General features: G+C 48.8%; 12 protein-coding genes. 11 read left to right on the forward strand and 1 reads right to left on the reverse strand.

The features are described from left to right. Positions 1–24: 24 nt before the first annotated feature. Entirely contained in the window at positions 25–951 is a 927-nt protein-coding gene (locus DN748_RS07320) for a TIGR01777 family oxidoreductase (RefSeq protein WP_112371112.1), read from the forward strand. Between the two features lie 38 nt (positions 952–989). Here DN748_RS07320 and typA read toward each other — a convergent pair whose 3' ends face one another. After that, entirely contained in the window at positions 990–2,789 is a 1,800-nt protein-coding gene (typA, locus tag DN748_RS07325) for a translational GTPase TypA (protein ID WP_112371170.1), read from the reverse strand. A 327-nt stretch (positions 2,790–3,116) separates the two neighbouring features. Here typA and DN748_RS07335 point away from each other — a divergent pair, with 327 nt between their 5' ends. From DN748_RS07335 to DN748_RS07380, 10 genes are all read left to right on the forward strand, one after another. Beyond that, positions 3,117–4,052 carry an ABC transporter ATP-binding protein gene (locus DN748_RS07335; RefSeq protein ID WP_201741436.1) on the forward strand — a complete coding sequence of 312 codons (936 nt, stop codon included), beginning with the start codon at positions 3,117–3,119 and terminating at the stop codon, positions 4,050–4,052. Further along, a complete protein-coding gene (locus DN748_RS07340; RefSeq protein WP_112371114.1) occupies positions 4,045–5,385 on the forward strand; it encodes an ABC transporter permease in 1,341 nt (446 codons plus the stop codon). Before DN748_RS07335 ends, DN748_RS07340 begins: the two co-directional genes overlap by 8 nt. Before the next feature lie 16 nt (positions 5,386–5,401). Continuing rightward, complete coding sequence (locus DN748_RS07345; protein ID WP_112371115.1) at positions 5,402–6,259, forward strand: mechanosensitive ion channel family protein; 858 nt, start codon at positions 5,402–5,404, stop codon at positions 6,257–6,259. 63 nt (positions 6,260–6,322) lie between these two features. Next, positions 6,323–7,486: a sigma-54-dependent transcriptional regulator gene (locus tag DN748_RS07350; RefSeq protein WP_112371116.1), complete on the forward strand. Its 1,164-nt coding sequence runs from the start codon at positions 6,323–6,325 to the stop codon at positions 7,484–7,486. A 141-nt stretch (positions 7,487–7,627) separates the two neighbouring features. After that, positions 7,628–8,389 carry a peroxide stress protein YaaA gene (yaaA, locus tag DN748_RS07355; RefSeq protein ID WP_112371117.1) on the forward strand — a complete coding sequence of 254 codons (762 nt, stop codon included), beginning with the start codon at positions 7,628–7,630 and terminating at the stop codon, positions 8,387–8,389. Positions 8,390–8,418: 29 nt separating this feature from the next. Then, positions 8,419–9,129 (forward strand): uracil-DNA glycosylase family protein, encoded by a 711-nt coding sequence (locus tag DN748_RS07360; protein ID WP_112371118.1) that lies wholly within the window; start codon positions 8,419–8,421, stop codon positions 9,127–9,129. A 28-nt stretch (positions 9,130–9,157) separates the two neighbouring features. Then, positions 9,158–9,844: a response regulator transcription factor gene (locus DN748_RS07365; RefSeq protein WP_112371119.1), complete on the forward strand. Its 687-nt coding sequence runs from the start codon at positions 9,158–9,160 to the stop codon at positions 9,842–9,844. 24 nt (positions 9,845–9,868) lie between these two features. Next, on the forward strand, positions 9,869–11,233 hold the full coding sequence (locus tag DN748_RS07370; protein WP_112371120.1) for a HAMP domain-containing sensor histidine kinase: 1,365 nt from the start codon (positions 9,869–9,871) through the stop codon (positions 11,231–11,233). Between the two features lie 104 nt (positions 11,234–11,337). After that, entirely contained in the window at positions 11,338–12,603 is a 1,266-nt protein-coding gene (locus tag DN748_RS07375) for a TolC family protein (protein ID WP_161554498.1), read from the forward strand. A gap of 19 nt (positions 12,604–12,622) precedes the next feature. Beyond that, entirely contained in the window at positions 12,623–13,762 is a 1,140-nt protein-coding gene (locus DN748_RS07380) for an efflux RND transporter periplasmic adaptor subunit (RefSeq protein WP_112371122.1), read from the forward strand. Positions 13,763–13,793: the final 31 nt, after the last annotated feature.

The raw sequence follows: 13,793 nt of genomic DNA on the forward strand, positions 1-13,793 counted from the left end.
AAAGAGTAACTCAATTAATAGCGTATGCGTATTTTAGTTACAGGGGCCACAGGACTGGTTGGCAGTGAAATCACCGCTCTTTGCGAAGAGCAGGGCGTGGAAGTGCATTACCTGACCACAAGCCGTTCCAAAATCAGGGAAACAAAGACCGTTAAGGGGTTTTACTGGAACCCGCAATCGGGAGAAATAGACCGGAAGTGCCTGGAAGGGGTGGAGGCCATCATCAACCTTGCCGGGACTGCCATTGCACAGCGATGGACCCCCCGGGCCCGGAAACAGATCGTGGACAGCAGGGTTGAGGCCCTGCAGCTGCTGCACCGTACCCTGGCCTGTGAGGAGGACCACAGGGTACGCATGTTGCTGTCGGCTTCGGCCATAGGGATCTACCCGGACTCCCTGGGGCATTATTACGAGGAGATCGAAAAAAATACGGACCCTACCTTTCCCGGAGAGGTCATCCGGCAATGGGAAACTGCTGCCGATTCCGTAGAACGGCTCGGGATCAAGGTAGCGAAAATACGGATAGGGCTGGTGCTTTCGGATAAGGGAGGGGCATTGCCCCGTATGGCCGGCCCGGTAAAATACTGGGCGGGCGCCCCGCTCGGCCGTGGCATACAATGGCAGTCGTGGATACATATTACAGACCTGGCCAGGCTCTTTCTCTTTGTGCTGGACCACGACCTTCCCGGGGTGTTCAACGGGGTGGCGCCAAACCCGGTAACCAATAAAGAACTGACGGCGGAAATAGCCGCAAAATTGCGAAAGCCACTGATATTGCCAAATGTTCCCGCCTTTGCGCTATACTGGTTGTTCGGGAAAATGGCTTACCTGATGCTGAGCAGTCAGCGGGTGAGTTCCCGTAAAATAACGGATATGGGATTCTCCTTCCGGTACAGCACCCTCCGCGAGGCACTGGATGCCATATATGCCGGGAAAAAGAGAGAAGAATAAAAAAAAGCTACCCCTGTGAGAGGTAGCTTTCTGTGGAGTTAGGCAATTTTATTGCGCTTCCTGTCGTTTTCCGTCAGGAATATTTTTCGCAGTCGAAGGCTTTGCGGGGTTACTTCGACGTATTCGTCTTTTTGTATATACTCCAGCGCCTCTTCGAGAGAGAATTTGATGGCCGGTACGATCTTGGCCTTTTCATCAGCTCCGGAAGAACGGACATTGGAAAGTTTTTTGGTTTTGGTAACATTGACGGTCATATCGTCTCCCCGTGAATTCTCACCGATAACCTGGCCTTCGTAAATATCTTCATTGGGGTCTACGAAAAACTTGCCTCTTTCCTGTAGTTTATCTATGGAGTAGGGAATGGCCTTCCCGTTTTCCATGGAGATCAGCGAACCGTTATTTCTTCCGGGGATATTTCCCTTGTACGGCTGGTACTCCAGAAAGCGGTGCGACATGATGGCCTCTCCGGCAGTGGCGGTAAGCAACTGGTTCCGGAGCCCGATAATTCCTCTTGACGGGATGTGGAATACGCAGACCATGCGTTCCCCTCGGGGTTCCATGCTCAGCATTTCCCCTTTGCGCAGGCTCACAAACTCCACCGCCTTTCCGGAAAGGTTTTCCGGGAGGTCTATGGTCAGTTCTTCAACAGGTTCGCACTTTACACCGTCTATTTCCTTGATGATCACCTGGGGCTGGCCTATCTGTAATTCGTATCCCTCGCGTCTCATGGTTTCTATAAGTACGGAAAGGTGCAGTACACCACGCCCGTAAACCATGAATTTATCGGCACTTTCGGTTTCTTCCACGCGCAGAGCAAGGTTTTTTTCCAGTTCTTTTTCCAGTCTTTCCTTAATGTGGCGGGAGGTTACAAACTTACCTTCCTTGCCGAAAAAAGGCGAGTCGTTTATGGTAAAGAGCATACTCATGGTAGGCTCATCTATGGCAATGGATTTAAGGGCTTCCGGGTTTTCTGCATCGGCAATGGTATCTCCTATCTCAAAACCGTCGAGCCCTACTACGGCACAGATATCCCCTGCTTTTACCTCGTTTACCTTTTTTCTTCCGAGCCCTTCGAAAGTATGGAGTTCCTTGATGCGGGATTTCAATATACTGCCGTCCCTTTTAACCAGTGATACCGGCATTCCCTCGGTAAGTGTTCCCCGCTGAAGCCTTCCTATGGCGATCCGTCCTGTAAAGCTGGAGAAATCCAGGGAAGTGATCAGCATTTGCGGGGTCCCTTCCGAAACCTCGGGGGCCGGGATGTGTTCCAGGACCATATCGAGCAGGGGCTCGATGTTTTCCGTAACCTGCTGCCAGTCTTCAGACATCCAGTTGTTTTTGGCAGACCCGTAAACCGTGGGGAAGTCGAGCTGCCATTCTTCGGCCCCGAGTTCGAACATCAGGTCGAAAACTTTTTCGTGTACTTCTTCCGGTGTACAGTTTTCCTTGTCCACTTTATTGATTACCACACAAGGCTTAAGTTTGAGGTCGATGGCCTTCTGCAGTACAAACCGGGTCTGGGGCATAGGCCCTTCGAAAGCGTCGACCAGCAGCAATACCCCGTCGGCCATGTTCAGCACACGCTCTACTTCACCACCGAAATCGGCGTGCCCGGGAGTATCGATAATGTTGATCTTGGTGTTTTTGTAGGTTACCGCAACGTTTTTGGAGGTAATGGTGATCCCTCTTTCCCGTTCCAGGTCATTATTGTCAAGGATCAGGTCGCCCGTATTTTCATTTTCACGGAATAATTGACAATGGTACATGATTTTGTCTACCAGGGTGGTCTTGCCGTGGTCTACGTGCGCTATGATCGCGATATTTCTGATGTCCGCCATTCTTTTTGACTCGGTTTTTCTGTTTATACTACGGTATTTTCCCTTTCCGGGAAAAAACAAGGGCGCAAATATAAATCATATTCCCCTTTTTCAGCCATTAAATTATTGTTTTTTAAGGATATGCTGTTTTTTATTACCGTCGGCTCCGCAGTTTTTATACGGGCAGGTGGGGGAGCCCTGCAAATAAATATCGTGATTTTTCCTGCGTTAGTAGTGATTTCAATATCTTTGAAACCTACTTGTACAGGGCCTGTATGACGGGTAGGGCATACCGGGACCGTTTTCGGGGACCTGTAATTTTGTTGGATGAAAACTGAATAATAGCTTATGAGCAACCTGCTGGAAGTGAATGACGTTTCCAAAAAGTACGGATCGTATACCGCTCTGGACAACGTTTCACTACAAATTCCGAAAGGCAGTATTTTCGGATTGCTGGGCCCTAACGGGGCGGGAAAAACCAGCCTGATCCGTATCATTAACCAGATCACCTATCCCGACAGGGGAACAGTGCTCTTTGACGGGAAACCGCTGAACCCGGAACATATTGCCCGTATCGGGTACCTCCCGGAAGAACGCGGGCTCTACAAGAGCATGAAGGTGGGGGAGCAGGCCCTTTACCTGGCCCGGTTGAAGGGATTGTCGTCCGGGGAGGCCAGGGAGCGGCTCAGGTACTGGTTCGATCGCCTGGAGATCGGTGACTGGTGGAACAAGAAAATACAGGAACTCTCCAAGGGAATGGCCCAGAAGATACAGTTTGTCGTTACCGTCCTTCACCGCCCTTCGCTATTGATCTTCGATGAACCTTTCAGCGGTTTCGACCCCATCAATGCTAACCTGATAAAGGATGAAATCCTCCACCTCAGGGATCAGGGCGCCACGGTGATCTTTTCTACCCATCGCATGGAATCGGTAGAGGAATTATGCGACGATATTGCGCTGATCAATAAATCAAAAAAACTGCTCGAGGGCAGGCTTGTGGACATCAAGAAGCAATACAGGAGTAATACTTTTGAAGTAGGGCTCGATGTCCCGGACCGTACTGCGATACGTGCTGAAATAGCACAAAAGTTCCGGGTAGCCGATGCGAGCTTCAAATCGCTTTCGGATGAGGTCAAGCTGAGAATACATCTGCCAGACGACCATGCGCCGAACGATTTACTGGCCTATCTTGTCAACCTGGGGGTCGTTACCCATTTTGTGGAGGTGATCCCGAGTGTAAACGACATTTTTATCCGAACCGTAAAAGACAGTGATGATGAATAAACTGCCATTGATCATAAAAAGGGAATACCTGGCCAAGGTGCGCAACAGGTCTTTTATCGTAATGACCATTCTGAGCCCCCTGCTTTTTGTGGGAATGGCTGCCCTGGTATTTTTCCTGACCAAAGCCAATAACGATGATGTCAAGGTGATCGCGGTACTCAATGAAGGACAGTTTTTCGAAGACAGCTTCCGGAATACTGCTGCGCTTTCCTATGTGTCTTTCGAGGGGATGCCCCTGGAGATCGCCAAGGATTCTGCCCGGCACGAGGCATATTACGGCTTGTTGTATATCCCGGACGGAGCCGATATAGAGCAGGTTACCGGGAATGTTGAGTTTTTCTGCCGGGAGTCGCCCGGAATAGGAATCCTGTCGGCTATGGAGGGTGTCATCAGCAATAAGATCAGGGAAGTGAAATTACGGGATTTCGGGGTGCCGGACCAGGTGATGCGGGAGCTCGGAAGCGGGTACCGGATCAATGTCGAAAATTTTTCCGGAGAGAAAAAACTCCGGGGGATCAACGAGATCAAGGCCATTATAGGGGGAGCCTTCGGCTATCTTATCATGATGTTTATCATCATCTACGGTGCCTTCGTTATGCGCAGTGTTATCGAAGAAAAGACCAGCCGTATCATCGAGGTGATCATCTCATCGGTAAAACCCTTTCAGCTGATGCTGGGCAAGATCATAGGAACTTCACTGGCGGGAATCACACAGTTTCTTATCTGGACCGTGTCGGCGGGGGTGCTGGGGATGATACTGGCAGGGGTGCTGGGGATCAGTACGGACGAACTGGGGCCCCATACCGTGTCGCCGGAAGCTGCGGAAGCCGTAAACGGGATGTCGGACGGCATCCGGGAAAACCTTCAGCCCTATATTGCGGAACTGCTGAAGATCTCCTGGGGATGGCTGTTATTTTCTTTTATCGTATATTTCGTACTGGGATACCTGATCTACAGCTCCATTTATGCCGCTATAGGGGCGGCGGTGGATAATGAGACCGATACACAACAGTTTATGTTTCCCGTTATCACGCCCCTGATGCTGGCGATATATGTGGGGTTCTTTTCGGTGTTCAATAATCCGCACGGCCCCATTGCCGTGGCTTTCTCCCTGTTTCCTCTTACCTCACCCATAGTGATGCTGATGAGGCTTCCGGGAGGGATAGGAGAAGGAGGGGTCCCGGTATGGCAGTTTATTACTTCGGTAGTATTGCTGGTGGCGACGTTCCTGTTTATCGTATGGATCGCAGCACGGATATACCGGGTAGGAATACTCATGTATGGCAAGAAGCCGGGATACAAGGAGATATACCGGTGGCTGAGGTATAGTTAATAAAAATACACGGTGTATGGAAACAGCGTTTAAGGACATACTGGATTCTATAAACGAATTCCTGTCGTATAAGATCTATTCCCCGGAAGGGAGCCCCGTAGATATCACGGTCGGGATTGTTGTGGCGGTTGTTATTGCCATTATGGTTACACATCTGGTACTGAAGCTCTTCCGGAAAGTGGTGACCCGGAATTACTCGGTGGCCGATAAAAACAAGTTTATAAGCATTTTCCAGTTTATAAAATACATCATCTATGTCCTGGTCATTATTTTTACCCTCGATGCGGCGGGCATTAATGTAACCGTATTGCTGACCCCGCTGGCAGCACTGGCGGTAGGTATCGGTTTTGCCCTGCAGCAGCTGTTCCAGGATATTATGTCGGGATTGCTTATCATTGTCGACAAATCACTCCAGGTAGGTGATATTATCGAAGTGGACGACAAGGTGGGCAGGGTAACCAGTGTAAAACTGCGGACCACCAGGGTAGAGACCCGGGGAGGGCGGATACTTATCGTTCCGAATCATAAATTCATGTCCGATCCGTTGTTTAACTGGACACAGAATGGCAATATCATCAGGGATGATGTTAAGGTAGGGGTGGCTTACGGGTCGGACGTAATCCTTGTGAAGAAACTCCTGATGAAATGTGTTCGGGAGCATTCCGGTACCCTGGAATTTCCGGAGCCTTTTGTGCTTTTTGAGAATTTCGGAGATTCTTCCCTGGATTTTGCCGTATATTATTATATACCGGACAGTTTTTCAGCGCCCCTGATGAGAAGCGATATCCGTTTTGAAATAGACAAGGCCTTCAGGGAACACGATATTTCCATTCCGTTCCCTCAGCGGGATGTGCATATGATCCCCCCGCAATAGAGCTGCGGGGAAACCGAAGGAAGTAATAACAGCAAGGAGAAAACTTTAAACAGCAGATATATCATGCCCGGAATTTTGGTAATAGAAGATGAAGTAGCCATCAGGAGAGTACTGGTGAAGATACTGGCGGAAGAAAGTAAGGAATACGAGGTAGACGAAGCGGAAGACGGGGTAGCCGGAATTGAGAAAATACGGAACAACGATTACGACCTGGTGCTCTGCGATATAAAAATGCCGAAGATGGACGGGGTGGAAGTACTGGAGGCGGCAGGAAAGGAAAAACCGGATATTCCTTTTGTGATGATCTCCGGGCACGGAGACCTGGACACTGCAGTGCATACCATGAAACTCGGGGCCTACGACTATATCTCCAAACCGCCCGATCTCAACAGGCTGCTCAATACGGTGCGAAATGCCCTGGACAAGAAGGAACTGGTACGCGAAAACAAACGGCTCAAGAAAAAGGTCAGCAGGAATTACGAAATGATCGGGGAGAGCAAGGCCATAGTGCAGATCAAGGAAATGATCGATAAGGTGGCCCCTACCGATGCACGCGTGCTGATCACCGGTTCCAATGGTACGGGGAAAGAACTGGTGGCGCACTGGTTGCACGAAAAAAGCGGGCGGGCCAAAGCCCCCCTGGTAGAGGTCAATTGCGCGGCTATCCCTTCAGAACTCATAGAAAGCGAACTTTTCGGTCATGTAAAAGGCGCGTTTACCTCCGCTGTAAAGGACCGGGCCGGAAAATTTGAAGCTGCGAACAAGGGAACCGTTTTCCTGGACGAGATCGGCGACATGAGCCTCTCTGCCCAGGCCAAGGTATTGCGTGCCTTACAGGAAAATAAGATTTCACGCGTTGGCAGCGACAAGGATATTAAGGTAGATGTACGTGTGATTGCGGCAACCAATAAGGACCTGAAGGAAGAGATAGAAAAAGGAAAATTCAGGGAAGATCTCTACCACAGGCTTGCCGTTATACTTATTCATGTGCCTTCACTCAACGACCGGAGGGAAGATATTCCGCAGCTGGTAGAATACTTTAGCGGAAAAGTGGCCGCAGAACAGGGAATGGGGGCAAAAAAATTCTCTCCCGAAGCCGTAAGGTTATTGCAGGAATACGACTGGACCGGGAACATCCGGGAGCTTCGCAATGTTGTGGAACGCCTTATGATCCTCAGCGGTGAGGAGGTGAGTGAGAGTGATGTAAAGCTCTTTGCCAGTAAATGAGGAAATAGTCGGGAGCCGGAAGTCGGGAGTCGGAAGTTGTCATTCAGAACGCAGCGCAGCGGAGTGAACCTGCCTGCCTACCGATACAGGCGGGACTTCGTTCTGACACAAACTAAGAACTAAGAACTAATAAACTAAACCATGAAAATCGTCATATCGCCGGCAAAGTCACTCGATTACGATACTCCCCTGCCTACAGGAAAATATTCGGACCCCCTGTTTTTAAAGCAGGCAGAACGGCTGCATAAGGTATTGAAGAAGAAATCTCCGAAAAAGTTGTCGGAACTGATGGGTATTTCGGATAATCTGGCTGAACTCAACTGGAAACGGAACCAGGAATGGTCTTTGCCCTTTACTCCCGATAATGCCAGGCCCGCAATATACGCCTTTAACGGCGATGTTTATGAAGGGCTGGACGGATACACCATACCTGAAGAAAAACTGGACCGGTTACAGGAGATACTTCGCATTTTATCCGGACTGTACGGGGTGCTGAGGCCCCTGGACCTCATGCAGCCCTACCGCCTGGAAATGGGAACGTCTCTTAAGGTCGGTACAAAAGAAAACCTGTATGAGTTCTGGAGAAGCACGATCACCAAAACGTTGAATAAAGAGCTTGAAAAAGATGAGCTTTTTATCAACCTGGCCAGTAATGAATACTTCAAGGCCGTAGATGCCAGGGGCCTTAAAGTTCCTGTGGTGACTCCGCAGTTTAAAGACTGGAAAAACGACCAGTTGAAAGTAATCAGCTTTTACGCCAAAAAAGCAAGAGGGCTTATGGTGCGCTATATTCTCGATACCGGGGCAAAAACAGTGGATGATCTCAAGGGATTTGACTATGAAGGGTATTCGTATAGTGAGGAGCATTCCGCAAAGAAAAACGAACTGGTATTTATACGGTAAACAACTCAGGAAGGGTACAGAGAAAAAAGATGACCGGGAAAACCAAAAAGAGAAACAAGGCCGCCTTGTTTAAACACGAACATCCGTATCCCCCTTTTATTCCGGAGGGGGCCACCCGGCTCATTGTCGGGACATTACCACCACCGCGATTTTCTACGGGCGAACTCAAAAAGGGAGATGTGGATTTTTGTTATGGCAGTATTGACGGACAATTGTGGGTTATCCTGGACCGTATATTCGGTCTCAACCTTAAATTCGAAACCACGCCCGAAGCCGTTGCACAACGCAAGGCGTTCCTGGAAGTACGGAAAATAGGGATCTGTGATATTGTGGAACATTGCCATCGCGAAAAGATAGATGCTTCCGACCTGGGCATGCAGCATGTGGAGTACAGGAATGTGCTCAGGTATCTCAGGGAGTTTCCCACGGTACATACCTTGTTGTTTACGGGAGGGAACAGCAAGAACGGCCCGGAATATTTTTTCCGGAGGCATTTGCGGGAGCACGGGATGAAGCTTGAGGTATTATCCGGTGAAGTTCCGCGGATACATTGTTTTACCCTCACCGGTGCGGACGGGAACAAACGGGAAATCCGGACTGTTTCGCTGACTGCACCTTCGGGTTCGGCCAATCGTGCCGTAGGAGGAATACCTTTGTACAAGGAACTGAAAAAGAAAGACCCCCGCTTTACGACCATTGATTTCCGCATAAGACAATACCGGGACTTTTTTCTCGATTGACCTGTCCTTAACCATAAAAAACAATGTATTGAAAAAAATCCTGCTCATAGAAGACGATCCTGCTCTCAATACCAATATAAAAGAAGCGCTCTCGGCAGAAGATCTGGAGGTGGATACGGTATTCGACGGGTTACTGGCGGAGCGGATGTTGCGTAAGACCACTTTTGACTGTGTTATTCTCGATATCAACCTGCCCGGCAAGAACGGTTACGAAGTGTGCAGAAGTTTTCGGGAATACGATACCTCGACCCCGGTATTGATGCTTACGGCTTTCGGAGAACTCGAGGATAAAGTACAGGGCTACGATTGCGGAGCCGATGACTACCTGACCAAGCCTTTTTATATGCGGGAGTTGTTGCTGCGCGTAAATTCCCTGATCAAGAGGAGTGAAAATAGCCGGGCAGACAGGCAGGATAAAGAAGTGCTTACCGTAGATGATCTCGTTATTTACCAGGCGCAGAAGAGGGTGACCAGGCAGGGAAAAGAGATTGCACTGACCCCGAGAGAATACCAGATACTGCTAAAACTCATTGCCGGAGGCGGAGAAGTATTGTCCAAAAAAGACCTGGTGCGGGAGATATGGGGCCGGGCCTTTGACGGAAATACCAACACTATAGAAGTGTATATCAATTTCCTTCGCAATAAAATAGATAAGCCGTTCGGTAAAGAATCCATTAAGACCAGGGTGGGATATGGGTATTATTTCGGGGATTAGGCCTTAAAAAATATAAGGATAGCAGTGACAATTCGGAAAAAAATACTGGTATATTTTACGGCAGCAGTAATCCCGCTCCTGGGCCTGTCGCTTTTCCTGATCTATACCCTGTTTTACGAGTACAGGGAAGAGGAGTTCCAGCAGAGCCAGAAGCAGAAAATTACGGCCACATTACAATATCTTGCCGAAGTACAGAAGGTGGACAACGAGATCCTCTTGTCGTACGACCGAAAGACTATAGATTCCATGTACGATGAAAAACTGCTCATCTACAACAGTAATAAAAAACGCATATACGCCAGCCTTGACGATACGACCATTCCCTATGCCGAAACCATACTGAACGGTCTTTCTCCCAATACTCAATGGATAGAGACCAAAGACGGGGCTTATGACGTGGTGGGGATTTATTTCGAATCCGGGATGAAGTCCTACTACGGGATCAGCAAGGCTTACGATGCACTCGGGTATTCCAAGCTCGGCTTTCTGCGGAATACGCTCATTCTTATTTTTGTGATCATCGCCCTGGTGCTGGTATTGATATCCTATTATCTTTCCGGTAAGATCTCCGGTCCTATCATGGAGATTACCCGTAAGATTACCCGTTATGACCTGGAGAGCGAAGACGATCCTATCGCAGTGCAGGGCAGGGAGAAAGAGATCGTGTTGCTGGCCAACAGGTTTAACCGGCTGATACATCGTATCCGCGAAGCCTTTGCGTTTCAGAAGTACGCCATACACCATATTTCCCATGAACTGAAAACCCCGATAGCCGTGCTGGTTTCCAATTTTGAAAAACTGGAAAGGGAAACAGACCCGGAAGAGATGCGGAAACAGATCCGCAGGCAAAAGGAAGATACCAAGAACCTCGGAGAGATCATTAACGTATTGCTGGAGATCGCGAAGGCGGAATCTGCCGATGGGCTTGTCGTGACCAAAATGCGTGTAGACGAACTAATATTCGATCTTGCGGAAGAGTTGAACCTCTTGTTTCCCGGTCATGGGTTTCATGTCGCCTATGCCGCGATACCCGAAGATGATAGTGTATTGACGGTAAACGCCAACGAAAGACTGCTTCGGGCCGCTTTTTCCAATCTTATGCTCAATAGTATACATTATGGCAGTAATGACCGTACACAGATCCGTATCACGGCATTCCAGGGTACGGTAAAACTCGATTTCATCAATACGGGTAAAGTTATTGCGGAGACCGAAAAGCAATACCTGTTCCGGCATTTCTTCCGGGGCGATAACAGCAGGGGCAAACCCGGTTTCGGACTGGGGCTGGTATTTATCCATAAAATCGTGCAGCTTCACCGCGGAAGTATTGCCTATGATTCCGAGAACGGGGATACGAATATCTTTACTGTCATTCTTCCTTTAAGCTGAATTTTATCCGTTTTAAGCTTTTTTTAAGCTCCTTATAAGGTTCTTTACATCGCTAAAAAAGGGATGAAATGAGGTGTTTCATACAATGGATAATCATATGTTTAATGGCTTGTTTTCAGGCCGGGGCACAGGATACGCTGGTCCTTAACAGAAGGCAGTGCGAAGCGGTATTCCTGGAAAAAAACCTGGAGCTCCTTGCCGGACGATTAAAGATCGATGAGGCCGAGGCCCGTCTTCTTCAGGCGAAATTATGGCCGAATCCCACGCTTTCGGTAGATGAAGTAAACCTGTGGACTACGGGTAAAGGAACCAATAATCTCAATTATTTCGGTGACGGATTGCCCCCGCTTTCCGGAAATGACTGGAAAAATCAGCAGGTCGGCGTAGAACTGGAACAACTGGTCCGGACTGCAGGCAAACGGAAAAAAATGATGGCGATGGAAGAGGTCTCCGTGGCTATGGCAGCAGAATACCTGGAAGACTTACTGAGAAACCTGAAAAGGGAATTCCGCAACAATCTTACCGAATTGCAGTATTTGCAGATGTACAGGGAAGTGTATGAAAAAGAAGCTTCTTCGGTGGCAAAACTGGTACAGGCTTATGGCCGGCAGGTAGAACAGGGCAATATAGGTAAGGGGGAATATGTAAGACTCAAGGCACTGGGGCTGGAGATTGCAGGAGAGATCAACCGGCTGGAACGCGAATCCAACAAAGTGCAAAAGGAATTGAAAGTGTTGATGAGGTTGCCCGTGCAGACCACCCTGGTATTGGATCACGATGACTTTGTTCCCGAGATAAAAAAGCTGAAGGGCATACATCCGGAGTACGTCCTCGACATGGCTTTAGGGCACCAGCCGGAACTGAAACTGGCCAAACTGGACAAGACGTATTCCGATAAAAACTATGCTTATGAGCATGCTATGCGTGTTCCGGACATCACATTCAAGGCCGGGTATGACCGCGGCGGGAACTTTATGCTCGATTTCGTGGGGTTCGGTTTTTCCGTCGACCTGCCCGTATTCGACCGTAACCAGGGTAATATCAAAGCTGCCCGGGTGGGACAGGAACAGGCAGGGTTAATGTTGCAGCAAAAAGAACTCGAAGTAAGATCGGGCGTCATGCTGGCCTATAACGACCTGGTGTCTGCCGTATCTTTTCTCGAAGATATAGACCCGGCTTACGGGGATGAACTGGAATCTTTACTGGACAGTTATACCCGGAATTTCAGGGAACGGAATATCAGTATGCTGGAATACCTGGATTTCCTGGAAACCTACCTGCAGAACCGGAATATACTCCTGGAATCCATAAAGACCACAAATGAAAAACTGGAAGACCTTCAGTTTGAGATAGGTAAAGACATAGATTAAAATAAAGAGGCAGAATACGATGAAACAATTACACCATCACCATAATAATATAACGGGTAATAACGGGCGGCCCGGTTTGGGCATGTTAGCATTACTAACCGTTTTTTTCTTTTTTATATCCTGTAAGGAACCATCGGTAGAAACGACAAAGACAGCGCGGTATTGCCTTGACGATTCGTTCCGGAAAAAAGTAAAACTGGCACCGGCCCGTTTGCAGCCCGTACGCGAGAATATTACACTGACAGGGATCGTACAGAGTAACCCGGATAAGGTAGTTCCGTTTACCAGCCTGGTAGGAGGAGTTGTTTCCAGGACCTGGTTTTCGCTCGGGGACGTGGTGACAAAAGGACAGGTACTGGCTGAGATACAGAGTTCGGAGCTGAATAACCTGCAATCCGAACGGAAGAGCCTGGAAGGAGAGATCGCCGTTGCAGAACGGGAGTTGAGCGCTGTGGAATCGATGTACGAGGACGGGATCGCCTCTCAGAAAGATTTTCTCACGGCACAAAGCGAACTGAAAACAAAACAGGCAGCCCTGGAAAATGTTACGGCTACCCTGGGGCTGTACGGCAGCAGTAAAGGAACGGCCGGTTTTCAGATCAAAGCACCGATGTCCGGGGTCATTACAGAAAAAAACATAACTGCCGGAATGCAGATACCGGCAGAAGGTAATACGCTGTTTACCGTGGCTGACCTGAGCGAAGTATGGGTGATACTCAATATCTATGCCGGAAATGTCACTAAGCTTCATGCCGGGCAGAACGTAGAGATTAGTACCCTGTCTTACCCGGACAAGGTGTTCGAAGGAAAGATAACCTCGGTTTCCCAGGTGTTCGACAACGAAGAAAGAGTACTGAAGGCCTGGGTAGTGATCCCCAATGAAGACCAGGAACTGAAACCCGGTATGTCTGCGGATATCACTGCAAAAAGGGAACAGGGTGAAGAGGCGGTAAGCATTCCCACAGGGGCATTGATCTTTGATAACGAGAAGCATTTTGTAGTGGTGTATAAAGACGATTGCAATATGGAGGCACGACATGTACGGCTGCTCGGGAAAAACAGCGGAACGGCCTATGTAGAAGAAGGTCTTCGGGCGGGTGAACAGGTGGTGTCGGCGAATCAATTGCTTATTTACGAAAGAATCAAGGACAATAATTAGGGGCCTTTTCGCTCCTTCGGGAAGCGATCCT

Origin of the sequence: Sinomicrobium soli, assembly GCF_003285545.1 — a bacterium.
Taxonomy (GTDB): Bacteria; Bacteroidota; Bacteroidia; order Flavobacteriales; family Flavobacteriaceae; genus Sinomicrobium.